This is a genomic window from Arthrobacter sp. D5-1 (assembly GCF_017357425.1).
GTDB lineage: Bacteria > Actinomycetota > Actinomycetes > Actinomycetales > Micrococcaceae > Arthrobacter.
In genome coordinates this window covers 1,887,469-1,911,957 of the sequence record NZ_CP014571.1, presented here as the reverse complement: position 1 = coordinate 1,911,957, position 24,489 = coordinate 1,887,469, and the positions used below count along the sequence as shown (strand labels likewise).

At 61.9% G+C, this 24,489-nt stretch carries 15 protein-coding genes and 3 rRNA genes; 3 read left to right on the top strand and 15 right to left on the bottom strand.

Features of this window, described 5'->3' with window-relative positions:
- On the top strand, positions 1-1,008 hold the full coding sequence (locus tag AYX22_RS24015; RefSeq protein ID WP_242703575.1) for a hypothetical protein: 1,008 nt from the start codon (positions 1-3) through the stop codon (positions 1,006-1,008).
- Positions 1,009-1,440: 432 nt separating this feature from the next.
- Here AYX22_RS24015 and rrf read toward each other — a convergent pair.
- The 6 genes from rrf to AYX22_RS08710 form a co-directional block, all read right to left on the bottom strand.
- A 5S ribosomal RNA gene (rrf, locus tag AYX22_RS08735) occupies positions 1,441-1,557 on the bottom strand.
- A gap of 155 nt (positions 1,558-1,712) precedes the next feature.
- Positions 1,713-4,870 (bottom strand): 23S ribosomal RNA (locus AYX22_RS08730).
- Positions 4,871-5,410: 540 nt separating this feature from the next.
- A 16S ribosomal RNA gene (locus tag AYX22_RS08725) occupies positions 5,411-6,930 on the bottom strand.
- Together the 16S, 23S and 5S rRNA genes form the textbook arrangement of a ribosomal RNA operon.
- 723 nt (positions 6,931-7,653) lie before the next feature.
- On the bottom strand, positions 7,654-8,964 hold the full coding sequence (gene tyrS, locus AYX22_RS08720; RefSeq protein ID WP_207597072.1) for a tyrosine--tRNA ligase: 1,311 nt from the start codon (positions 8,962-8,964) through the stop codon (positions 7,654-7,656).
- A 37-nt stretch (positions 8,965-9,001) separates the two neighbouring features.
- Complete coding sequence (locus AYX22_RS08715) at positions 9,002-11,230, bottom strand: ATP-binding domain-containing protein (RefSeq protein WP_207597071.1); 2,229 nt, start codon at positions 11,228-11,230, stop codon at positions 9,002-9,004.
- Positions 11,231-11,319: 89 nt separating this feature from the next.
- Positions 11,320-11,988 (bottom strand): DNA-3-methyladenine glycosylase, encoded by a 669-nt coding sequence (locus AYX22_RS08710; RefSeq protein ID WP_207597070.1) that lies wholly within the window; start codon positions 11,986-11,988, stop codon positions 11,320-11,322.
- Between the two features lie 79 nt (positions 11,989-12,067).
- Between AYX22_RS08710 and AYX22_RS08705 the strand changes: the two genes are divergently transcribed.
- Positions 12,068-13,573: an AlkA N-terminal domain-containing protein gene (locus tag AYX22_RS08705; protein ID WP_207597069.1), complete on the top strand. Its 1,506-nt coding sequence runs from the start codon at positions 12,068-12,070 to the stop codon at positions 13,571-13,573.
- A 93-nt stretch (positions 13,574-13,666) separates the two neighbouring features.
- On the opposite strand, the gene AYX22_RS08700 is transcribed toward AYX22_RS08705, so the two are convergent.
- The 9 genes from AYX22_RS08700 to argC form a co-directional block, all read right to left on the bottom strand.
- Positions 13,667-14,404 (bottom strand): maleylpyruvate isomerase family mycothiol-dependent enzyme, encoded by a 738-nt coding sequence (locus tag AYX22_RS08700; protein WP_207597068.1) that lies wholly within the window; start codon positions 14,402-14,404, stop codon positions 13,667-13,669.
- Positions 14,405-14,488: 84 nt separating this feature from the next.
- Entirely contained in the window at positions 14,489-15,904 is a 1,416-nt protein-coding gene (argH, locus tag AYX22_RS08695) for an argininosuccinate lyase (protein WP_207597067.1), read from the bottom strand.
- Positions 15,904-17,109 (bottom strand): argininosuccinate synthase, encoded by a 1,206-nt coding sequence (locus AYX22_RS08690; RefSeq protein WP_207597066.1) that lies wholly within the window; start codon positions 17,107-17,109, stop codon positions 15,904-15,906. The genes argH and AYX22_RS08690 overlap by 1 nt, the downstream gene beginning before the upstream one ends.
- Before the next feature lie 68 nt (positions 17,110-17,177).
- A complete protein-coding gene (locus AYX22_RS08685) occupies positions 17,178-17,717 on the bottom strand; it encodes an arginine repressor (protein ID WP_089594443.1) in 540 nt (179 codons plus the stop codon).
- On the bottom strand, positions 17,717-18,721 hold the full coding sequence (gene argF / locus AYX22_RS08680) for an ornithine carbamoyltransferase (protein ID WP_207597065.1): 1,005 nt from the start codon (positions 18,719-18,721) through the stop codon (positions 17,717-17,719). The genes AYX22_RS08685 and argF overlap by 1 nt, the downstream gene beginning before the upstream one ends.
- Positions 18,718-20,043: an acetylornithine transaminase gene (locus AYX22_RS08675; RefSeq protein WP_242703574.1), complete on the bottom strand. Its 1,326-nt coding sequence runs from the start codon at positions 20,041-20,043 to the stop codon at positions 18,718-18,720. Before AYX22_RS08675 ends, argF begins: the two co-directional genes overlap by 4 nt.
- Entirely contained in the window at positions 20,040-20,996 is a 957-nt protein-coding gene (gene argB / locus AYX22_RS08670) for an acetylglutamate kinase (protein WP_207597064.1), read from the bottom strand. The genes AYX22_RS08675 and argB overlap by 4 nt, the downstream gene beginning before the upstream one ends.
- A gap of 10 nt (positions 20,997-21,006) precedes the next feature.
- Positions 21,007-22,173 (bottom strand): bifunctional glutamate N-acetyltransferase/amino-acid acetyltransferase ArgJ, encoded by a 1,167-nt coding sequence (gene argJ / locus AYX22_RS08665; RefSeq protein ID WP_207597063.1) that lies wholly within the window; start codon positions 22,171-22,173, stop codon positions 21,007-21,009.
- Entirely contained in the window at positions 22,170-23,201 is a 1,032-nt protein-coding gene (argC, locus tag AYX22_RS08660; protein ID WP_207597062.1) for an N-acetyl-gamma-glutamyl-phosphate reductase, read from the bottom strand. The genes argJ and argC overlap by 4 nt, the downstream gene beginning before the upstream one ends.
- 167 nt (positions 23,202-23,368) lie before the next feature.
- Between argC and AYX22_RS08655 the strand changes: the two genes are divergently transcribed.
- Positions 23,369-24,457 (top strand): acyl-CoA desaturase, encoded by a 1,089-nt coding sequence (locus AYX22_RS08655; protein ID WP_207597061.1) that lies wholly within the window; start codon positions 23,369-23,371, stop codon positions 24,455-24,457.
- Positions 24,458-24,489 lie beyond the last annotated feature (32 nt).

The following is a 24,489-nucleotide window of genomic DNA, read 5'->3' as shown; positions in this document are numbered from 1 at the left end:
GTGCTTGGCGACCCAACCAGCACTCTGCTCCTCAAGTGTCTTGATCTGGTGACCCGTGGCGCGGTCGAGTTCCTTGCCCGTGACATCCTCATCGATCTCGGGAGACCGCTCACGGTCAGGACGGTTGGAGCTGCGGATGTCCTTGGCGTTGGGCACCCTGGCAGGACGCTCTTCCCAGGAGTTACCGCGGTCGTTGCGGTCACCGAAAGGCTTGCGGTCGCCGCGGTCGTTGTTGAAGGGACGACGGTCATCGTTGTCGCGGCGGGGGCCGTCAAAGTTCCGCGGACCGCGCTCGGGACGATCGCCGAAAGGCTTACGGTCGCCACGGTCGTTGTTGAAGGGACGACGGTCGCCGTCACGGGCCGGACGGTCGTTGCGGTCGCCGAAAGGCTTACGGTCGCGGTCGCCGAAAGGCTTACGGTCGCGGTCGCCGCCGAAGGAGCGACGCTCGCCGTCACGGGCTGGATGATCGTTGCGGTCGCCGAAAGGCTTGCGGTCGCTACGGTCGTTGTTGAAGGGACGACGCTCGCCGTCACGGGCCGGACGATCGTTGCGGTCGCCGAAAGGCTTACGGTCGCCACGGTCGTTGTTGAACGGGCGACGGTCATCGTTGTCGCGACGGGGACCGTCGAAGTTCCGCGGACCGCGCTCGGGACGATCGCCGAAAGGCTTACGATCGCGGTCGCCACCGAAGGAGCGACGCTCTCCATCACGGGCCGGACGATCGTTCCGGTCGCCGAAAGGCTTACGATCGCCACGGTCGTTGTTGAACGGACGACGCTCGCCGTCACGGGCCGGACGATCGTTGCGGTCACCGAAAGGCTTACGATCGCGGTCGCCGCCGAAGGAGCGACGCTCGCCGTCACGGGGCGGACGATCGTTGCGGTCACCGAAAGGCTTACGGTCTCCACGGTCGTTGTTGAACGGACGACGCTCGCCGTCACGGGCCGGACGGTCGTTGCCGTCTCGGTTCTCCCGGGAACGGAACCCACGAGGGTCCCCGCCTGAGTTGTTGTTGGGGCGGTACGAACCGCGGTCGTCGCGATTACCGCCGAAGTTTCCGCGATTACCGCCGCGATTGCCGCCGTTGTGCTCAGCCATGGTGGATTCCTCCTGTTGCGAGCCGACCACTGGCGCGTGCGTAGTCGCTCATAACCCTTATTTCGTTGTCACGCCGCCGGCAGCGCTCAGCTACCGACTCGTATGTCTTATGCAATTCTATTCGACGCCACCACGGCAGCCGAACGCCTGGACCTGATTCCCGGCCTCCCGTGTCAAGTCTCACAGCCGCTTCAGCAGCCTGCGGGAAGCCTTCAGCGACAGCGACTGGCCTGGGTTGTTGGCAAGTTCCCGGTTGATGGATGCTTTGCCTCGTTTAGGGGTTGGGTGGTTAAAGGGGAAGAGCCCCGACCTGTGGTCGGGGCTCTTGCCTTAATGGTTGTCCGGCGGTGTCCTACTCTCCCACACCCTCCCGGGTGCAGTACCATCGGCGCTGTGGGTCTTAGCTTCCGGGTTCGGAATGGGACCGGGCGTTTCCCCCACGCTATGACCGCCGTAACTCTGTTACCCGTCCCGGCCCCCCTTTTTTGGTGGGGGTGGGTGGGAAGACTTGTGGTTACAACTGTGGTGTTGTTATTTAGTTGTTGGTTCCGGCAACCCTTGGTGCGGGTTGTTGTTCGGGAACCACATAGTGGACGCGTGCAGTGTGTTGTGTGGTGTAAGTTGTTGGCCTATTAGTACCGGTCAGCTTCACGAGTCTTTAGTCCTCGCTTCCACATCCGGCCTATCAACCCAGTGGTCTGGCTGGGGGCCTCTCACACATAAATGTGTATGGAAATCTCATCTTGAAGCGAGCTTCCCGCTTAGATGCTTTCAGCGGTTATCCCATCCGAACGTAGCTAATCAGCGATGCACTTGGCAGTACAACTGACACACCAGAGGTTCGTCCGTCCCGGTCCTCTCGTACTAAGGACAGCCCTTCTCAAATTTCCTGCGCGCGCAGCGGATAGGGACCGAACTGTCTCACGACGTTCTAAACCCAGCTCGCGTACCGCTTTAATGGGCGAACAGCCCAACCCTTGGGACCTACTCCAGCCCCAGGATGCGACGAGCCGACATCGAGGTGCCAAACCATGCCGTCGATATGGACTCTTGGGCAAGATCAGCCTGTTATCCCCGAGGTACCTTTTATCCGTTGAGCGACGGCCATTCCACAATGTACCGCCGGATCACTAGTCCCGACTTTCGTCCCTGCTTGAGATGTCTCTCTCACAGTCAAGCTCCCTTGTGCACTTACACTCGACACCTGATTGCCAACCAGGCTGAGGGAACCTTTGGGCGCCTCCGTTACTTTTTAGGAGGCAACCGCCCCAGTTAAACTACCCATCAGGCACTGTCCCTGACCCGGATCACGGGCCGAAGTTAGATGTCCAAAGTGACCAGAGTGGTATTTCAACGATGACTCCACCCGAACTGGCGTCCGGGTTTCAACGTCTCCCACCTATCCTACACAAGCCACTCCGAACACCAATACCAAACTATAGTAAAGGTCTCGGGGTCTTTCCGTCCTGCTGCGCGTAACGAGCATCTTTACTCGTACTGCAATTTCGCCGAGTTTATGGTTGAGACAGCGGGGAAGTCGTTACTCCATTCGTGCAGGTCGGAACTTACCCGACAAGGAATTTCGCTACCTTAGGATGGTTATAGTTACCACCGCCGTTTACTGGGGCTTAAATTCTCAGCTTCGCCACACAAGGTGGCTAACCGGTCCTCTTAACCTTCCAGCACCGGGCAGGAGTCAGTCCGTATACATCGTCTTGCGACTTCGCACGGACCTGTGTTTTTAGTAAACAGTCGCTTCCCCCTGGTCTCTGCGGCCCACACCCGCTCACGGAGAGCAAGTCTCCATCACGGGGCAGGCCCCCCTTCTCCCGAAGTTACGGGGGCATTTTGCCGAGTTCCTTAACCATAATTCTCTCGATCGCCTTGGTATTCTCTACCTGATCACCTGTGTCGGTTTGGGGTACGGGCGGCTAAAACCTCGCGTCGATGCTTTTCTAGGCAGCATAGGATCACCGGATCCCCCCATACGGGAGTCCCATCAGATCTCAGGAACGTGCTCGAAGCACACAGGAACGGATTTGCCTATCCCTGACCCTACATCCTTAGACCGGGGCAACCATCGCCCGGCCCGGCTACCTTCCTGCGTCACACCTGTTAATACGCTTACCTCCCGGGATCAGGTCCCGCGCTCGGCCAAAACCCACAACACCACAAGGGTGAGCGGGCAGGCTCCGGGCGGTTAGTATCCCCCGCTTGGCATGGGCGGTTTTTCGCCGGTACGGGAATATCAACCCGTTGTCCATCGACTACGCCTGTCGGCCTCGCCTTAGGTCCCGACTTACCCAGGGCAGATTAGCTTGACCCTGGAACCCTTGATCATTCGGCGGACGGGTTTCTCACCCGTCTTTCGCTACTCATGCCTGCATTCTCACTCGTGTAGGCTCCACCGCTGGTTTCCACCGCGACTTCACTGCCCACACGACGCTCCCCTACCACTCCACACCCCTGAACCACGAAGGCTAGGGCAATGTGTGAAATCCACAACTTCGGCGGTGTACTTGAGCCCCGCTACATTGTCGGCGCGGAATCACTTGACCAGTGAGCTATTACGCACTCTTTCAAGGATGGCTGCTTCTAAGCCAACCTCCTGGTTGTCTTCGCAACTCCACATCCTTTCCCACTTAGCACACGCTTAGGGGCCTTAGTTGGTGGTCTGGGCTGTTTCCCTCTCGACTATGAAGCTTATCCCCCACAGTCTCACTGCTGCGCTCTCACTTACCGGCATTCGGAGTTTGGCTGACGTCAGTAACCTTGTAGGGCCCATCGGCCATCCAGTAGCTCTACCTCCGGCAAGAAACACGCAACGCTGCACCTAAATGCATTTCGGGGAGAACCAGCTATCACGGAGTTTGATTGGCCTTTCACCCCTACCCACAGCTCATCCCCTCCATTTTCAACTGAAGTGGGTTCGGTCCTCCACGACGTCTTACCGTCGCTTCAACCTGGCCATGGGTAGATCACTCCGCTTCGGGTCTAGATCACGCCACTACACTCGCCCTGTTCAGACTCGCTTTCGCTACGGCTACCCCACACGGGTTAACCTCGCGACGTAACACTAACTCGCAGGCTCATTCTTCAAAAGGCACGCCGTCACAACTACTATGCGATCACTCGCGGTTGCTCCGACGGATTGTAAGCACACGGTTTCAGGTACTGTTTCACTCCCCTCCCGGGGTACTTTTCACCTTTCCCTCACGGTACTGGTCCGCTATCGGTCATTAGGAAGTATTTAGGCTTATCAGGTGGTCCTGACAGATTCGCACGGGATTTCTCGGGCCCCGTGCTACTTGGGATACTCTCCAGGCTGCACACAACATTACGGTTACGGGGCTCCCACCCTCTCTGGCCGGCCTTTCAAGACCGTTCACCTATGCCTGCACATCACCCCAACGGTCCGGCAGAACCATCACGGAAAGTCCCACAACCCCGCCCATGCAACGCCCGCCGGCTATCACACATGGAACGGTTTAGCCTGATCCGCGTTCGCTCGCCACTACTAACGGAATCACTATTGTTTTCTCTTCCTGCGGGTACTGAGATGTTTCACTTCCCCGCGTTCCCCCCACGCACCCTATGTGTTCAGATGCGGGTCACACAATCACCTTGCAGCGTTGTGCGGGGTTTCCCCATTCGGACATCCTGGGATCAACGCTCGGTTATCAACTCCCCCAGGCTTATCGCAGATTCCTACGTCCTTCTTCGGCTCCTAATGCCAAGGCATCCACCGTGTGCCCTTAAAAACTTGACCACACAAAGATCAAAAACTTACTCGAGAGAACCACGACCACAAGGGCCAGGTTCATTCATAAGAAATTGCTGTAGAAACACACACACCAACCCCGAAAGGCCAGCCATGCATGTCTCAGATGCTCGCGTCCACTATGTAGTTCTCAAACAACAACCCCATCAACCAGACCACCACCACCCCACACAGGGACACGCGGCAGAACCGGAAGCAGGAACAAAAGAAACACCAGAACGATGCCCTCTGCATTGCTGCAAAAAGGTCCTGTTGCCTCAGGACCCAACAGTGCGCCAAACACAACCCCCACAAACCATGCACCCCGGCAGCGTTCCCAACAACACCCACCCCCACAAAAAGCAGAGACACATGCTGCCGTACTGGCACCAGGACACAACCGGTAAAGGCCATGCCAAACAAGTTTGATTCGTTGATATTCCACCCATGAGCACCCACCGCAGAACAGACGCCTGCGCAATGGGCAACACTGACAACCACCACGAACTGCATACACAGAACACGGAACAGCTGCTAGCAGCTCCTTAGAAAGGAGGTGATCCAGCCGCACCTTCCGGTACGGCTACCTTGTTACGACTTAGTCCCAATCGCCGGTCCCACCTTCGACGGCTCCCCCCACAAGGGTTAGGCCACCGGCTTCGGGTGTTACCAACTTTCGTGACTTGACGGGCGGTGTGTACAAGGCCCGGGAACGTATTCACCGCAGCGTTGCTGATCTGCGATTACTAGCGACTCCGACTTCATGGGGTCGAGTTGCAGACCCCAATCCGAACTGAGACCGGCTTTTTGGGATTAGCTCCACCTCACAGTATCGCAACCCTTTGTACCGGCCATTGTAGCATGCGTGAAGCCCAAGACATAAGGGGCATGATGATTTGACGTCGTCCCCACCTTCCTCCGAGTTGACCCCGGCAGTCTCCTATGAGTCCCCGCCATAACGCGCTGGCAACATAGAACGAGGGTTGCGCTCGTTGCGGGACTTAACCCAACATCTCACGACACGAGCTGACGACAACCATGCACCACCTGTAAACCGACCGCAAGCGGGGCACCTGTTTCCAGGTATTACCGGTTCATGTCAAGCCTTGGTAAGGTTCTTCGCGTTGCATCGAATTAATCCGCATGCTCCGCCGCTTGTGCGGGCCCCCGTCAATTCCTTTGAGTTTTAGCCTTGCGGCCGTACTCCCCAGGCGGGGCACTTAATGCGTTAGCTACGGCGCGGAAAACGTGGAATGTCCCCCACACCTAGTGCCCAACGTTTACGGCATGGACTACCAGGGTATCTAATCCTGTTCGCTCCCCATGCTTTCGCTCCTCAGCGTCAGTTACAGCCCAGAGACCTGCCTTCGCCATCGGTGTTCCTCCTGATATCTGCGCATTTCACCGCTACACCAGGAATTCCAGTCTCCCCTACTGCACTCTAGTCTGCCCGTACCCACTGCAGAACCGGAGTTGAGCCCCGGTCTTTCACAGCAGACGCGACAAACCGCCTACGAGCTCTTTACGCCCAATAATTCCGGATAACGCTTGCGCCCTACGTATTACCGCGGCTGCTGGCACGTAGTTAGCCGGCGCTTCTTCTGCAGGTACCGTCACTTTCGCTTCTTCCCTACTGAAAGAGGTTTACAACCCGAAGGCCGTCATCCCTCACGCGGCGTCGCTGCATCAGGCTTGCGCCCATTGTGCAATATTCCCCACTGCTGCCTCCCGTAGGAGTCTGGGCCGTGTCTCAGTCCCAGTGTGGCCGGTCACCCTCTCAGGCCGGCTACCCGTCGTCGCCTTGGTAGGCCATTACCCCACCAACAAGCTGATAGGCCGCGAGTCCATCCAAAACCACAAAAGCTTTCCACCACCTGACATGCGTCAGACGGTCATATCCGGTATTAGACCCAGTTTCCCAGGCTTATCCCAGAGTCAAGGGCAGGTTACTCACGTGTTACTCACCCGTTCGCCACTAATCCCCCAGCAAGCTGGGATCATCGTTCGACTTGCATGTGTTAAGCACGCCGCCAGCGTTCATCCTGAGCCAGGATCAAACTCTCCGTTGAAGTAAAACAAATCAAACAGACACAACCACACCCACCGGAAATAACGGCCGGCACGGCTGCACAAAATTCGAAACCAGCTGAAAACCAGACCACCACACACGGGGGTGCGCAATGATCCAGCCATAATTTCAACCAATCAATAAAACAATCGGTATCAACAAACTTGGCACACTATTGAGTTCTCAAACAACAGACACTACCGGCACCACCCACACCACAAGGGTCCAGGATCGCTCCGGAGCAACTTTTCAAACTTACCCGAACCAGCCGCACAAAGCAAACCAGAACCCGGGCCTCCCACACCAACCAGCAGCACACAAAAGCACCACCGAAACCGGCAATTTGAAGGGAGTCGGTCGCCATCTTTCCGCATCAGCGGCGGCGACTCGAATAACTTTACACGCGCCCCACCCCCACACCAAATCCACCCCAACACCACCCAAAAACCCCGCCAACACAAGGAAAACACCCCCAAAACCACCCCACCACACCCCAAACCAACCCAAGTGAAGCCCATCACACAACCCCACCACCGCCGTCGAACCCCAACCAAACCCAAGGAACGCGAGAGAGCATCCGCCCCAAACCCGAGGGACATGAGAGAGCGACGCCATCAAACCCGCGGGATGTGAGCGAGCGACGAGGATGACATGCACGGAATCGCAGAAAGGGCCGGCAACCGTAACGGTTGCCGGCCCTTTCGGAACGCGGTGGAAAAGAGTACTAAGCAGAAACCTCAATGGTCGCAAGGTTTTTCTTGCCACGCCGGAGGAGCAAGTACCGTCCGTGCAGCAGTTGATCCTGGGCAATGACTGCATCGGGATCGGAGACCTTGGTGTTGTTCACATACGCGCCGCCCTCCCCTACGGTCCGGCGGGCAGCCGACTTGCTGTCGGACAGACCCGAGGCAACCAGGAGGTCGATGATCCCCAAACCGTCGGTGCCGATCGTCGCCAATGGAAGTTCGGCGGTGGCGGCTTCAAGGGTTCGCTCATCCAGAACTGTGAGATCGCCGTTGCCGAAGAGTGCAGCCGAAGCTGCAATGACCTTCTCCGTTGCCTCGACGCCATGAACGAGCGAGGTCACTTCGAAAGCGAGCTTTTTCTGGCCCTCGCGGGCAAATGGACGCTCCGCCACAGCTTCTCCAAGTGCCTCAATCTCTGCACGCGAAAGGAAGGTGAAGACCTTGAGGCGGTCCACAACATCCGCGTCCGCCGTGTTGAGCCAGAACTGGTAGAACGCGTACGGGCTGCACATGTCCGGGTCCAGCCAGATGGCGTTCCCTTCGCTCTTGCCGAACTTGGTGCCATCGGAGTTGGTGATCAGCGGCGTCCCCAATGCGTGGACGCTCTTGCCTTCCACCTTGCGGATCAGTTCGGTTCCGCTGGTGAGATTGCCCCACTGGTCAGAGCCGCCGGTCTGCAGCGCGCAGCCGTAATCCCGGAAGAGTTGGAGGTAGTCCATGCCCTGCAGGATCTGGTAGCTGAATTCGGTGTAGCTGATGCCTTCGTCGGAGTTCAGGCGGGACGCCACAGCATCCTTGCGGAGCATGGTGCCCACACGGAAGTGCTTGCCGATTTCACGCAGGAAGTCGATAGCAGTCAGCGGCGCCGTCCAGTCCAGGTTGTTCACCATGCGGGCCGGGTTTTCGCCCTCGAAACTGAGGAAGCGGCGCACCTGGCCCTGCAGGTAACCAACCCACTCAGCAACGGTGTCCTTGGTGTTCAAGGTGCGTTCCGCCGTCGGACGTGGGTCACCGATCAGGCCAGTGGACCCACCCACCAGGCCGAGCGGCTTGTGGCCTGCCAACTGCAGGCGTCGCATCACCAGCAACTGCACAAGGTTGCCCAGGTGCAGGGAGGGCGCGGTGGGATCGAAGCCACAGTAATACGTGATCGGGTCCCCGGCGAGCAGCTTTTCCAGTTCCGTTTCATCGGTGGAAACGTGGATCAGGCCGCGCCATTTGAGCTCCTGCCAGACATTGGCAAAAGCGGGATCGTTGTGCTGGGACTCGAGGTTGTTTACGTGTGACACGAGATCTAAGTTAGCAGGATTGCGGAGGCCCGTTTTCCTAGCGCTCGATACCCGCAGGTACCGGGGCGGCGGCAATGAGACGCAAGCGCTGCGTGGCTCGCGTCATGGCGACGTAGAGGTCGCCCACCTTGCCGTGCTCATGGTTCAGCATGGCGGCCGGTTCCAGGACCACCACCCCATCGAACTCCAGGCCCTTGGCCTCCTTGGGGCTGATGACCACGATGTCCTGTTCGTAGCTGCCCGCCCCGGCGCCAATACGGCGGCCGTAGACCTCCCGCAGCGCAGCGGTGGCCTGCGGAAGAAGAGGCCCGTCGGCAATGACAGCCAGCAGGCCGCCGTCGATCGCTTCAACTTCCTCGGGCAGGACGTCCACCAGGTGCGACACGATGCTGTCGGCATCGACGCGGTCCACAATGGGCGACCATTTACCTTCGCGCACGGCCTTGGGAGCCGAGACCACCAGTCCCGCGCGGTTGGCCATGCGGACTGCGGCTTCGGCGATCTGCGAGGGCGTGCGGTAGTTGACGGTGAGTTCTTCGAGGGTCCAGCGGTCACCGAACGACGGCGCCAAGGCACTCTGCCACGAATTGGCACCTGCCGCAGCACTCGTCTGGGCAATATCACCGACGATCGTGAACGACTTCAGCGGGCAGCGGCGTACCAGGAGCCGCCACTGCATGGGTGAGAGTTCCTGGGCTTCGTCAACCACAATGTGGCCGAAAGCCCACGAACGGTCGCTGGTGGCACGTTCCGCCGCGGTCAGGCGGCCTTCGCGTTCCTGGTTCTGGTCGGCAAGTTCTTCAGCCGAGACCAGGACGTCGACACCCATGGCTTCCATGTTGGCAAGAGTCTGCTTGGCGTTGGCGATGTCGCGTGCGCGGTCGGCCTCCTGCTGGGCCAATCCCCTGCCGGCTGCCGGGTCCAGTTCGCCCAACAGTTCAGCAGCTTCATCCAACAGCGGAACGTCAGCTTCCGTCCAGGGCGCGTCCACGGGCCGCTGCAGCAGCGAACGCTGTTCAGGCGTCAGGTGCGGTGTGCAGGCTTCAAGGATGGCCGGCTTGCTGAAGAGCTCGGAAATGAGCTTCTCCGGTGTCATCGGCATCCAGCAGAGGTTCAGCGCAATGCGCACGTCCCTCGCCGACCGGACGTCTTCCGCCAGGTAGGCGCGATCTGCGTTGTTGCCGATGTTGCCTTCCTCGACGAGGTCCGTCAGCTGTTCCGTGAGCTCGCGAAGGAGGATCTTCACGAACGTGAGCCGCGCTTCGTTGTGGGGTTTCCCCGTTGCGCGGGCCTTTTCCCGGGCACGGCGGACCTGACGGACAGTCAGAGTGAGCTTCCGTGAATCGACTTCCAGGATGCGGTCTTCAGCAGGCGTCCTTTGGCGGTTCGCGACGGCGTTGGCCACCACCTTGGCCATGTCCAGTTTGCCCTTGAGTGCGGCAACGTCGGCGTCTTCCTCGGGGATGGCATGGATGCCGGGCATCAGGCGGCCAAGGCTTGCCATGACCACGCCGGTCTCGCCGAGGGATGGCAGTACGCGTTCGATGTAATGCATGAAGGACGACGACGGTCCAACGAGCAACACGCCGGCGCTCTTGAGCCGTTCGCGGTGCGTGTACAGCAGATAAGCAGCGCGGTGCAGGGCAACGGCGGTCTTTCCCGTTCCGGGACCGCCTTGGACCACCAACGCGCCGGAGATGGAGGATCGGATGATCCGGTCCTGCTCAGACTGGATGGTGCCCACGATGTCCGACATGCGGCCCGTGCGCTTGGAGTTCAGTGCTGCCAGCAGTGCGCCTTCACCTTGGAGAGAGTCGTTGTCTGCGAGCATCCCCGCGTCCAGGACATCGTCTTCAATCGCTTTCACGTCGCGCCCCTGAAGGATCAGGTGGCGACGGCGACGCACGCCTTGACGATCGAACGCCGTGGCTTGGTAAAAATGCCCGGCTTCGGGCGCACGCCAATCGACCATCAGTCGCTGGAGATCGGCAGTAGAGAGACCGATGCGCCCGATGTATTGTGCTTCACCGGAGTCAAGGTCAAGGCGGCCGAAGACCAAGCGGTCGTCGACGGCGTCGAGCTGGGCAAGGCGGTCTTCGTACAGGGCCGCGAACGCGTCACGCTCGGAAACGTTCTGCATGGTTCCCACCGCGCCGGCCTTCCGCACCTGCGCCAGCTGGGCGCGCTTTTCGGCGCGCAGCTCATCGAGCCGGGCGTACAGCCCGGCCACATATTCCTGCTCGTGGACCAAATCAGCGTCGTGCATCGAACCGTAACCCCTATCGCAAAAGACAGACCGTCCATTCTACAGCGATTTTGGTAAACGCGTGGGGTACAAGTCATGTGGTGGGACGGTTATTGCGGAACGACCCTATTTCGGGGCCGTGCTGCCTTGTACCGCGACACCGTTGGATCGTCTTCGATCCAAAAGCGCCAAGGATATTCCGTGGTGCCGCCAGGACCCGATACACCCACCCGCGGTCCGCTGGCGACGGCGGCTGCGGGTGTCGCCGGCAACCACAAGCTGAACGGTGAAGCGAGCGCGTCACGGCCGGTGTCCGCCGTCGTGAGTCCCAACGCGGAGGCGAGTCGGGCCGGTCCGCTGGCGAGGTCCTTGTGCGCTTTGGAGGCTGGCCTGCGGACGGCGGCGAGCTCCTCCCCCTCTACAACTTCTCCTGCCCGCAGGAGCAGCGCGGATGCGAACCCGTCGGGTCCACAGACGATGTTCGCGCAATAGTGCATCCCGTACGTGAAGTAGACGTAGAGGAATCCGGGTGCCCCGAACATGGGCGCATTACGGGCCGTGGGGCCACCGAAAGTGTGTGATCCAGGGTCAGGGTGTTCCGAACCGCGCGGCCCCATATAGGCCTCCACTTCGGTGAGCCTTACGGAGACAGGGCCGGCATCGGACTGGTGGGTGAGGACGGCTCCCAGGATCAACGGGGCAATGTCGCGGGCATCGCCCTGGAGAAAACTGCGCACGTCGTCGGGATGACCGATTCCGTTTTCCGTGAACGATCCCATCCCCAGACCCTAGCAAACTGCCAACGCCCATGTCCGATTTCCGCTAGCCGTGGTCGCGGCCGGCTGGCAGGATGAAGCCATGGACTTCTGGCAGCGCTACCGGGCAATCGACGCCCGGGACACACGGTTCGACGGGCAGTTCTTCACGGCCGTCAGTTCCACAGGCATCTATTGCCGGCCATCGTGCCCCGCCAGAACCCCCAAAGCCGAGAACGTCACGTTCTACGAAACCTCGGCCGCTGCCCATGAAGCCGGCTACCGCGCCTGCAAGCGGTGCCTGCCCGAAGCTGTCCCGGGAACTCCGGCCTGGAACATCCGCTCGGACATAGCCGGCCGGGCCATGCGGCTGATCAACGACGGCGTGATCACCCGCGAGGGCGTCGACGGCCTCGCCCACCGGTTGGGCTACTCCGCACGGCAACTCAACCGCATCCTCAGCAATGAACTTGGCGCCGGTCCACTATCGCTGGCACGGGCCAGCAGGGCACAAACCGCCAGGACCCTGTTGGTCTCCACAGATATGCTCCTTGCCGACGTTGCGTTTGCTTCGGGTTTCAACAGCGTGCGGCAATTCAACGACACCATTGGCGAAGTGTTCGCCATGACCCCGACGGCGGTGCGCGCTACCGGGGCCAAGTCCAGGCAACACCGGGGTACCGGTGCTGCGGTGCACGCCCCCGCGGCCTTGACGCTGAACCTTCCTTACAGGGAGCCCTTCGATCCGGGCATTTTCGATTTCCTGGCAGTACGAGCGGTGCCGGGCATCGAGACGGTGCGCACCTCGGAGGACGGAACCGGCACCGATGGAAGCAGGACTTACGCCCGCACCCTGCGCCTGCCGCGGGGCAGTGCCTCCTTCTCTGTCTCGTATAACCCCTCAGCTCCTGGCAAACCCTTGCAACTTACAGCTGCGGTGCTGGACCTCCACGATCTCCCGGCACTCTTGAGCCGGGTCCGGAGGCTGTTCGACGTGGACGCTGATCCCCAGGCAATCGACGACGCTCTGGCAACAGATGCGAGGCTGACTGCCAGTGTGACCGCGATCCCAGGAATACGCCTGCCGGGGGCTGTGGATCCCCACGAACTACTCATCCGGGCCATGATCGGGCAGCAAATCACCGTAGCAGCCGCGCGAACGGCCCTCACTCAGTTATCTGCTGCCGGAACCAGCGTGGATAGCGCCACCCCCGGCTTGGAGCGTTTGTTTCCGACGGCGGCCGAGATCGCCGAACACGGGCGAGCGTTCCTCCGTGGACCCCAGCGGCGGATTGACTCCATCATGGCCGCGTCCGAAGCCATGGCCAGCGGAGCACTTGATTTCGGCTACGGCGACGATCCCACCAGCCTCGAAAGCAAGCTGCTCCCCTTGCCCGGAGTGGGGCCATGGACTGTTGGCTACGTGGCAATGCGTGTCCTCGGTGCTCCGGATGTTCTCCTGGCCAATGATGCTGCGGTCCGGAACGGCATAAAGGTCCTGCCCGCCGGCACTGGGCTCAGCGCCGATTTCAGGGAGGTCAGCCCGTGGCGTTCGTATGCCACCATGCACCTCTGGCGGGCTGCAGCGGAAAAAACCCGAAGCAATTAGCTCCCGGGGCCTGAGAGAGCGACCCGCCCAAACACGAGGGACGTGAGAGAGCGACCCGCCCAAACACGAGGGACGTGAGAGAGCGTGCGCGGCTCAGCGGGCGGCGGGCTGGGGTGCCGGCCAGGGCAGCAGGTCCGGCAGGTCCACTCCATCGGCGGCCGCTGTTGCGCGAAGGCTGCCCAGGCTGGGCTCTCGGCCCGCAAGCCACGCGGCGATGTCGGTCAGCATGCCGGTAATCGCGATGGAGGTGCCGCCGCTGCCAATGGTCCTCTGTGGCAGGCCGGTGGGCTGCAGGACGAATTTGTACGTGTCAGGGACGCGTGCAGCGAGGAAGCCAATCAGGTGTTCGCAGAAAGGCCTGTTCCATGTCTCCGGTCCGAACCCCACACCCAAATCCGACGCATGGATGGTGAGCTCCCGCCATAGGGCCAGGCCGCCGTCGAGCACTGTCCCGTCCCGGTACGCAATACGCGCCTGCCAGTCCTCCGGTCCCAAGGCATCGAACGCGGCAATCGCCGCATCCATGGCGGTGGTGACGGCCTCCGTGTGCTCCGTGAGGCTGTGCCCCGCCGCGAGTGCGATGGCCTTGTTACGGCCGTCCATGCCGCCGTCGTACAGTTCCCCGGTTTCGCCGCGGCGCGCGTACTCAAGTTGCCGGGCCATGGCATTTGAGATCCCGGCAAGGTGGGCGAGGACGTGACCCCGGGTCCAGCCTGGCAGCTCCGACGGTTCAGCGACGGATGAGTCGTCCAGTTTGGCGAGGATGCGGGTGACGGTGCCGGCGGCTTTGTGAAGCTCTTCGGGCAGCGTCTCGGGGGTGATCTGAGTCATAGCGCCATGTTAACGCACAGCGGGACGGCACCTCGCGATGCCCTGCCCGAAGGCATGGCCGCGACGTGCCGTCCCGCACGTGGTCTAGCTGGCGTAGGAACGCACTGCGTCCAGTTCCGCTTGGAGAGCCGTCAGTTGGCGTTCGACGGCGGCCGGTGCCGTTCCGCCCTGCGAGTTGCGGCTGTTGAGCGAACCTTCGGTGCTGAGGACACTGCGGACCTCGGGAGTCAGGTGCACCGAGATCGCTGCGTATTCCTCGTCCGTCAGGTCCCACAGCTCAACGCCACGGCCTTCGGCCTGCTTGACGGCAGCGCCGGAGAGCTCGTGGGCCTCGCGGAAGGGGACGCCCTGGCGGACCAGCCATTCTGCGATGTCCGTTGCCAGCGCGAAACCCTGGGGGGCCAGGGATTCCATGCGCTCGGTGTTGAACTTCAGCGTGGCGATCATGCCGGACACGGCCGGAAGCAAAAGCTCCAGGGTGTCGGCGGCGTCGAAGACCGGTTCCTTGTCCTCCTGCAGATCGCGGTTGTACGCGAGCGGCAGTCCTTTCAGGGTTGCCAGCAGACCGGTCAGGTTGCCGATAAGCCTGCCTGCTTTGCCACGGGCGAGCTCAGCGACGTCCGGGTTCTTCTTTTGCGGCATGATCGAGGACCCCGTGGAGTACGAGTCATGCAGCGTGACAAAGGAGAACTCCTTGGTGGCCCAGAAGATGACTTCCTCGGAGATCCGGGACAGGTCCACGCCAATCATGGAACACACCCAGGCGAACTCGGCGAAGACATCGCGGGAAGCGGTGCCGTCGATCGAGTTGTGGACGGCCGAGAAGAATCCGAGGTCAGCAGCAACAGCCTCGGGGTCCAAACCAAGCGAAGAACCGGCCAAAGCACCGGAACCGTACGGCGAAACACCGGCGCGCTTGTCCCAGTCCTGGAGCCGCTGCACGTCGCGCAGCAAAGCCCAGGCATGGGCCAGGAGGTGGTGGCTAAGCAACACCGGCTGGGCGTGCTGCAGGTGTGTCCGGCCCGGCATGGCAACGCCTTGGTGGGCCTTGGCCTGCTCCACCAGGGCGTCGATGGTGGCAAGGACACCGCCGGCGATGATGCGTGCATGGTCGCGAAGGAACATACGGCCCAGGGTGGCCACCTGGTCGTTGCGTGAACGGCCGGCGCGGAGTTTGCCGCCCAGCTGGGTCCCGGCGCGCTCAATCAGGCCACGTTCCAGGGAACCGTGAACGTCCTCGTCGCTCTCGGCCGGCAGGTAGGCGCCGCTCGCGACGTCCTCGTCCAGCTGGGTGAGTGCGGAAAGCATGCCTTCGAGCTCGGCGTCGTCCAGCAAACCTGCTTTGGCCAGCACGCGGGCGTGGGCCTTGGAGCCGGCGATGTCATAGCGGGCAAGCCGCCAGTCAAAGTGGGTGGACTTGCTCAGTGCGGCCAGCGCATCCGCGGGGCCACCAGCGAACCGGCCGCCCCACAGTGCACCTTCGTTTGTTGCCGAGGCCATTACTTGCCTGCGACGCGCAGGTCGCGGCCGGAGGCAACCTTGGAGGACATGCCCCACAGCTCGATGAAGCCACGTGCCATGGACTGGTCGAAGGTATCGCCGGTGTCGTAGGTGGCGAGGTCGAAGTCGTACAGCGAGGTCTCGGAGCGACGACCGTTGACTACTGCCTGGCCACCGTGGAGGACCATACGGATGTCGCCGGAAACGTACTGCTGCGTGTCCTCGATGAAAGCGTCCAAGGAGCGCTTCAGCGGGGAGAACCACTGTCCGTCGTACACCAGCTCGGACCAGCGCTGGCCAACGGTGGCCTTGAAGCGGGCCTGCTCGCGCTCGATGGTGATGTCCTCGAGGTGCTTGTGCGCGGTAATCAGCGCCATGGCACCCGGGGCTTCGTAAATTTCGCGGGACTTGATGCCAACAAGGCGGTCCTCGACGACGTCGATGCGGCCGACGCCCTGGGCGCCCGCACGGCGGTTAAGTTCCTGGATGGCCTGCAGCGGGGTGACCTTGACGCCGTCGATCGCTACCGGCACGCCGGCCTGGAAGGAGATGGTGACCTCGTCCGGTGCCGGGGGGAATTCCGGGGTGGCCGTGTAGTCGTAGATGTCCTTGGTGGGAGCGTTCCAGATGTCCTCGAGGTAACCGGTCTCAACGGCGCGTCCCCAGACGTTCTGGTCGATCGAGTACGGGTTCTTCTTGGTGGTCTCGATCGGCAGTCCCTTCTCCTCGGCGAAGGCGATGGCCTTGTCGCGGGTCAGGGCGAGGTCGCGAACCGGTGCGATGCACTTCAGGTCCGGGCCGAGGGTCTGGATGCCGACTTCGAAACGGACCTGGTCGTTGCCCTTGCCGGTGCAGCCGTGGGCAACGGTGGTGGCGCCGAATTCGCGGGCAGCCTTGACGAGGTGCTTCACGATGACCGGACGGGAGATAGCCGAAACCAGCGGATAGTGGCCCTGGTAGAGGGCGTTGGCCTTCAAGGTGGGCATGGCGTACTCGTTGGCGAACTCGTCGCGGGCGTCGGCTACGTAGGCCTCGACGGCGCCGCAACCGAGGGCGCGCTGGCGGATGGTCTCCAGGGACTCGCCACCCTGTCCGACGTCGACGGCCACAGCGATGACCTCGGCACCGGTGGCTTCACCGATCCAGCCGATGGCTACGGAAGTATCAAGGCCACCGGAGTAGGCCAGAACAATGCGCTCAGTCACGAGAGTGCTCCTTTGTTGTTGCTTGGTTCATTCGAATCAATGCTGGTGTGAATCAATGCTGGGAAAATCTATTGGTTGGCCGGCCCGGCTTCTTCGGCCATGCGCAGGAAACGCGCCGCCAGTTCTGCCCCGCCATCGGGATCCCGGGCGACCAACAGCAAAGTGTCATCGCCTGCGATCGTACCCAATACAGAGGGCATCACCGAGTGGTCCACGGCCAGTGCCAGGAAGTTCGCCGCACCCGGCGGGGTACGAAGGACCACGATATTGCCCGAGGCCTCCGCGGTGACCAGGAGTTCGCCGCACAACCGCGTCAGACGTGCATCCAGAATCTCCTGGGTCACGCCGCTCTTGGCGTTGCGGTCGCCGCCCTCCCCCGGAACGGCGTAAACCAACGCGCCTTCCTTTCCACGGACCCGGACTGCGCCCAGCTCCACGAGGTCCCTGGATAACGTGGCCTGGGTGACCTGGACGCCGTCGTCCGCCAGCAGGGCTGCAAGCTCTGCCTGGGAGCGCACTGACTCACCTGTCAAGATCGCGGTGATACGCGCCTGGCGGGCAGTCTTGGTGGCTGGGCTGGCGCCCGGCACGGACGGGTTGGTGGACACTAGAACGTGCTCTCCCCGGTACCTTCAACAGGTGAAAGGCCCTCCACGAAAGCAAGTCCCGAGCGGTGCATCAACCATGCCATGAGTGCCTTCTGGGCGTGGAGGCGGTTTTCCGCCTCATCCCACACGATCGACTGCGGGCCGTCGATGACGTCCGCCGAAATCTCGTAACCGCGGTAAGCGGGAAGGCAGTGAAGCACGACGGCGTCCGGCGCAGCTTGCGCCATGGCGGCCTCGTCCACGGAATATTCACGGAAGAGTTGCATCCGCGCTTCCTTTTCGGACTCCTGGCCCATGGAAACCCAGGTGTCTGTTGCAACGACGTCGGCGCCCTTGAGGGCCTCGGCAGCATCGCTGGTGATGAGGACCGAACCGCCGGTCTCCGCAGCGCGTTCCTCTGCAGCGGCAACAATTTCCGCGGCAGGGAGATACCCCTCCGGCCCGGAGATGCGAACGTGCATCCCGGCAGTGACGCCGGCAAGGAGGTACGAGTTGGCCATGTTGTTGGCGGCATCGCCCAGGTACGCCATGCTCAGTCCGGCCAGCTCGCCCTTGTGTTCCTTGACGGCAAGGAGGTCGGCCAGGAGCTGGCAGGGGTGGTAATCGTCGCACAGGGCATTGATGACGGGGACCTTGGAGTTTTCAGCCATCGCCACCAGTCCGGCGTGCGCCCCGGTCCGCCACACAATGGTGGACACCATGCGCTCCAGGACTTTGGCAGTGTCCTCCACGGATTCCTTATGGCCGATCTGCGCTTCCCCCGGGTTGATAATCAATGCGTTGCCACCCATGTCTGCGATGCCCGTGGCGAACGAGACGCGGGTGCGGGTGGAGGTCTTGTCAAAGATCACTGCAACGGTCTTGCGGCCGTTGCCCTCTGCGGCGAAGGGCTGCACGCTGTAAGGCGCGGCCTTCATCCGGACGGCGAGTTCCAGGACCTCAGCCTGCTCGGCGGGGCTCAGGTCCGTGTCCTTGAGGAAGTGACGGGTGGTTGACGTGCTCACTGTGCATCCTTAGCGGTTTGGGCGGTAGCCGTGGCGATCAAGGCGGGCAGGGCTGACAGGAACCGGTCGGCCTGCTCGGTGGTCAGGATCAGCGGAGGGGCGAGACGGATGGTCCGCGGGCCCGGACTGTTGATGATGAAGCCTGCATCCAAAGCTGCGGTCACCATGGCAGGTGCGATGTCGGCGTTCACGTCGAATCCAATCAGCAGGCCCTCGCCGCGGACTTCACTGACAGCATCGACGTCAGCCAGCCCTTCGCGCAGGTGCGCACCGACGCTCAGCACGTTCCGCAGGAGACCTTGGCTTTCGATGGCGTGCAGCGTGGCCAAGGCGGCGGCCGTAGCCACCGGGTTTCCGCCGAAAGTGGTGCCGTGCTGCCCTGCGGTGAGCAGGGCCGACGTCGTACTTCCGAAGGTGACAAGGGCACCCACCGGGAACCCGCCGCCAAGGCCCTTGGCGAGCGTGACGGCGTCGGGCACAATTCCTGCGTCTTCGCTGGCAAGCCACTTTCCGGTGCGGCCGATGCCGGTCTGGACCTCGTCCAGGATCAACAACGCACCCGCTGCGGTGGTAGCTTCACGGGCTGCCTGCAGGTATTCGGCGCTGAGCGGCCGAACCCCCGCTTCGCCTTGGATGGGTTCCAGGAACACGGCAGCAGTGGAATCGTCGACGGCGGCAAGCAGGGCCTCGATGTCACCAAACGGAATGTGGACCACACCACCTGGCAGTGGTTCAAACGGCGCACGGTAGGCCTCTTTGGCCGTGAGGGCCAAAGCACCCATGCTGCGGCCGTGGAAGGCACCCTCCAAAGCGATGATTTTGGTGCGCTTCCCGTCGGAGTTGTTCCTGCGTGCCAGCTTGAACGCTGCTTCGTTGGCCTCGGTACCGGAATTGGCAAAAAAGACCTTGGAACCAGCCGGGGCCTTGCTGAGGGATAACAGCTTCTCGGCGAGAGCGATCTGCGTGGGGCTCGTGAAGAAGTTCGAGACATGGCCGAGCGTGGCCAGTTGGCTGGAAATCACGGAGGTTACGAAAGGGTGCGCGTGGCCCAGGGCGTTCACAGCGATGCCGCCCAGGAGATCAAGGTATTCCTTCCCGTCTGCATCCCAGACAAGGCAACCGGCGCCACGGACCAGGACCCGCTGGGGCGTGCCGAAGACACCCATCAGCGAGGACGAGTAGCGCGCCAGCCAGTCGGCGCCTGAGCTCTGGGAAACGAGCGTGGCTGCGGCAGCCTCCGCAGCGATGGGGGCCCCTTCCGTCCCCAGCCGCCCCCCGACGCTGCTGCGGCCTTCGGCGGTATGGCTCAGTTCGGTGCTCATGCGTTCACTTCCTCGTCGGGTACTACTTGGGTGCCGATGCCCGCCGTCGTGAACGTTTCCAACAACATCGAGTGTGGGAGCCGGCCGTCCACGATGTGTGCGCGCTCCACGCCTTCGTCGATGGCCTTCAGGCAGGCGGCCATTTTGGGGATCATTCCCGACTCAAGGCGGGGAAGCATTTCGCGGAGTTCCGAGGCTCTCAGCGACGAGATCAGCGAGGATTTGTCCGGCCAGTTGGCGTACAGGCCTTCCACGTCGGTCAGGATGACGAGCTTGGTGGCACCCAGGGCCGAAGCAACGGCGGCAGCTGCGGTGTCGGCGTTAACGTTCAGTACCTGGCCGGTGGTCTGGAAGCCGTTTCCGTCGTCCACGATCTCCGGGGCCACGGTTGAAATCACGGGGATGCGACCGGCGTCGAGGATATCCGTGATGCCGGCTGGATCCACGCCCACGACTTCGCCCACCAGGCCGAGGTCCACTTCTTCGCCATCAACCACGGTGCCCGTGCGGACGGCGCGCAGCAGGCCACCATCCTCGCCGGACATGCCGACGGCATAAGGACCGTGGGAGTTAATGAGCCCTACGAGTTCACGGCCAACCTGACCTGTCAGGACCATGCGGACCACGTCCATGGCCTCGGGCGTGGTGACGCGCAGCCCACCCTTGAACTCCGACTCGATGCCGAGGCGGCCGAGCATGGAGTTGATCTGGGGGCCGCCGCCATGAACCACCACGGGGTGGATGCCCACGTGGTGGAGGAACACGATGTCCTCAGCGAAGGCGCGGCGGAGGTCGTCGTTGACCATGGCGTTGCCGCCGTACTTGATCACCATGGTGGTGCCGGCGAATCGTTGGATCCACGGCAGGGCTTCGATCAGCGTGCCGGCCTTGTCCTGGGCTGCCTCGGCCGAGACGTGGCTCGTGGACGTGGTTTCGCGGGTATGGGCAGTCATTGTCATAAGCTCAGCTCGAGTAGGCGCTGTTCTCATGCACGTAGTCGTGCGTGAGGTCGTTGGTCCAGATGGTCGCCTCAGCGTCGCCGGCCTGCAGGTCAATCTCGACCAAGACTTCGCGCGGCTCAAGGTCCACCAGGTTGCGGTCATCGCCGATAGCGCCGTTGCGGCAAATCTGCACACCGTTCATGGCGACGTTGAGCTGGTCCGCCTCGAAAACAGCATCTGTGGTCCCCACAGCCGAGAGCACGCGGCCCCAGTTGGGATCCTTGCCAAAGATGGCAGCTTTGAACAGGTTGGAGCGGGCAACACTGCGGCTGACGATTTCGGCGTCGCGTTCGCTGGCGGCGTTGAAGGTCCTGATCGCGATGTCGTGGCTGGCGCCTTCGGCATCACCGATGAGTTTGCGTGCCAGTTCGGCGCAGACGATGGTGACCGCTTCGCTCAACTGCTCGGCAGACGGCAGAGCTTCGGAGGCGCCGGATGCCAGCAGCACCACGGTGTCGTTGGTAGACATGCAGCCATCCGAGTCCGCGCGGTCAAAGGTGACGCGCGTGGCGTCGCGGAGGACGACGTCGAGCTCATTCGCAGGAACCTCGGCGTCGGTGGTCAGGACCACCAGCATCGTCGCCAGGCCGGGCGCCAACATGCCGGCACCCTTGGCAATGCCTCCCACAGTGAACTGCTTGCCTTGGGCATCGGTGCCGGTGAAGACGGCTTCCTTGGACACGCTGTCAGTGGTCATGATGGCCGTGGCGGCAGCGGTACCGCCGTCTTCCGACAATTCACGGAAAGCCGCATCAACACCAGTAAGAATCTTGTCCATGGGCAGCTGCTCACCGATCAGGCCCGTGGAGCACACTACGACGTCGGAGGCTGAGATGCCCAGCACATCCGCCACTTTCTCGGCAGTAGCATGCGTGTTCTGGAAGCCCTGCGGGCCGGTGCAGGCGTTGGCGCCGCCCGAGTTCAAGACGACGGCATCCACACGGCCATCGCTGACTACCTGGCGTGACCAGTGAACCGGCGCAGCAGCTACACGGTTGGAGGTAAATACGGCAGCTGCGGACTTTTGCGGCCCGTCATTGACTACCAGGGCCAGATCCGGGTTCCCGGATGCCTTGATGCCGGCTTTGACGCCGGAGGCGCGGAATCCCTTGGGTGCGGTAATGGTCACGGTGCAACTCCCTGCAGGTTCAGGCCCGCGGTTTCATCCAGGCCGAGGGCAATGTTCATGGACTGCACGGCTCCGCCGGCGGTCCCCTTGGTGAGGTTGTCGATGGCGCACGTGACGATCACGCGGCCAGTGTGCTGGTCCAGTGCCAACTGCATCACTGCGTGGTTGGAACCCTGCACTGACTTGGTGGTGGGCCATTGGCCTTCGGGAAGGAGGTGCACGAACGGTTCGTCGTCGTAGGCATCTGCCCAGGCCTGGCGCAGTTCAGCTTCCGTCACGCCGTGCTGTGCCTTAGCGGTGGCCGTTGTCAGGATGCCCCGGCTCATGGGAACCAACGTGGGCGTGAAGGAGACCGATACCGGTTCACCGGCCGCATTGGAGAGTCCCTGTTCGATCTCCGGCGTGTGGCGATGTCCGCCACCCACGCCGTAGGGGCTCATGGAACCCATGACTTCGGCACCGATCAAATTCACCTTGGCCGCCTTGCCGGCACCGGAGGTACCGGATGCCGCAACAATCACGACGTCGTCCGTCAGGAGGAGATTGTTGGCGAACCCGGGTGTCAGGGCGAGCAACGCCGACGTCGGGTAGCAACCAGGCACTGCGATGCGGGTGGCGCCCTTGAGGGCTTCACGCTGACCGGGCAGTTCAGGCAGTCCATAAGGCCATGTTCCTGCGTGCGCAGATCCGTAGAACTTTTCCCATGCCGCGGCGTCCTGCAAGCGGTGGTCCGCGCCGGCGTCGATCACTACGGTCCCCTCCGGCAACTGAGCAGCGATCTCGGCCGAAGCACCGTGCGGCAACGCCAGGAACACTACGTCGTGACCGGACAGGTTCTCCACCGTGGTGTCTTCCAGAATCCTGCTGGCCAAACCATGGAGATGCGGCTGCAACTCCCCTAGTCTGGAACCGGCGTTGCTGTGTGCGGTGATGGCACCGATGGTGACGTTCGGATGGCCTGCCAGCAGGCGCAGCACTTCTCCTCCGGCGTAGCCGCTGGCACCGGAGACGGCAACAGAAATAGTCATGACTCCACTGTACAGCAAGAATATTCATGCTGTCCGATATTTATGCATGCAGTTGTGAGCAGTCTCATTATTTTGGGGATTGGACGTATGCTTAGTGAAGGGTGATCCAGACCGTGCAGTCCGAACGTCGGCTGCAGCGTTGCCCGTTAGCGATACGGGGCACATTTATGTCACCCACGTCCACCGCTGAGCGCCCCAAAGCTCGCGCAATTCAACCAAATCCCGTCGTCCAGAGCTACTCGGAGCTTCTCAAGAGCGTCAAGGCAGCCGGACTCCTGGAACGCCGTAGCGGCTTCTACATCTGGGTCTTCGTGGCCCTGGCACTCCTTATGGCCGGCACCTGGCTCGGCTTCGCACTGATCGGCGATTCCTGGTACCAGCTTTTGATCGCTGCAGCCGTAGGCATCCTGTGCACGCAGCTGAGCTTCCTTGCCCACGAGGCAGGTCACAAGCAGATCTTCGCTTCCCGGCGTGCCAACGATTGGTCAGCCCGTCTCCTGGCCACAGGAGTTGCCGGCATCAGCTATTCCTGGTGGGAACAGAAGCACGGAGCCCACCACAACCACCCCAACGTCATCTCCAAGGACCCGGACATCCGGAACAACGCCTTGGTGTTCTATGAGGACGCTGCAGCCGAACGCAAAGGCCGCCTGGCTTTCCTCACCAAAAAGCAGGGCTGGTTCTTCTTCCCGCTCCTGACGCTCCTGGGCTTGAGCCTGCAGTTCGACTCCCTTCGCTTCGTCTTCGGCAAGCAGAAAGTACGTCACCGCTGGGTGGAGACGCCCATCCTCGTGACCAGGCTTGCCGCCCTCCCGGTCCTGGCTTTCACCTTCCTGCCCATCGGCATGGCGTTCGCCTTCCTTGGCGTCCAGATCATGGTTTACGGCTTCTACATGGGAGCCTCGTTCGCCCCGAACCACAAGGGCATGCCCGTCCTCCCCAAGGACAGCCGCGTGGACTTCCTCAACCGCCAGATCCTGACCTCGCGCAATATCTCCGGTGGTCTCTTCATGGACTTCCTCCTGGGTGGACTCAACCGCCAGGTGGAGCACCACTTGTTCCCGGACATGGCTCGCCCCCATTTGTACAAGGCCACAAAGATCGTCCGCGAGTTCTGCGCCAAGCACTCCATTTCCTACACGGAAACCACGTTGATGCAGTCCTACGGCATCGTGGTCAGATACCTCAATGACGTAGGCCTGGCAGCAGGCCGCGGCTTCGATTGCCCCGTGGCTTCGACGCACGGACGCTTCTAGGCGTTCAACAAGGGAAGCCCCAACTTCCCTAG

What these genes read in the sequence shown, in the direction of transcription:
- argB (WP_207597064.1), bottom strand. Translation starts at nt 20,996, where the DNA reads ATGACTGCCCATACCCGCGAAACCACGTCCACGAGCCACGTCTCGGCC.
- AYX22_RS08715 (WP_207597071.1), bottom strand. Translation starts at nt 11,230, where the DNA reads ATGCACGACGCTGATTTGGTCCACGAGCAGGAATATGTGGCCGGGCTG.
- AYX22_RS08675 (WP_242703574.1), bottom strand. Translation starts at nt 20,043, where the DNA reads ATGAGCACCGAACTGAGCCATACCGCCGAAGGCCGCAGCAGCGTCGGG.
- argC (WP_207597062.1), bottom strand. Translation starts at nt 23,201, where the DNA reads ATGACTATTTCTGTTGCCGTCTCCGGTGCCAGCGGCTACGCCGGAGGA.
- AYX22_RS08705 (WP_207597069.1), top strand. Translation starts at nt 12,068, where the DNA reads ATGGACTTCTGGCAGCGCTACCGGGCAATCGACGCCCGGGACACACGG.
- argH (WP_207597067.1), bottom strand. Translation starts at nt 15,904, where the DNA reads ATGGCCTCGGCAACAAACGAAGGTGCACTGTGGGGCGGCCGGTTCGCT.
- AYX22_RS08710 (WP_207597070.1), bottom strand. Translation starts at nt 11,988, where the DNA reads ATGGGATCGTTCACGGAAAACGGAATCGGTCATCCCGACGACGTGCGC.
- AYX22_RS08700 (WP_207597068.1), bottom strand. Translation starts at nt 14,404, where the DNA reads ATGACTCAGATCACCCCCGAGACGCTGCCCGAAGAGCTTCACAAAGCC.
- AYX22_RS08655 (WP_207597061.1), top strand. Translation starts at nt 23,369, where the DNA reads ATGTCACCCACGTCCACCGCTGAGCGCCCCAAAGCTCGCGCAATTCAA.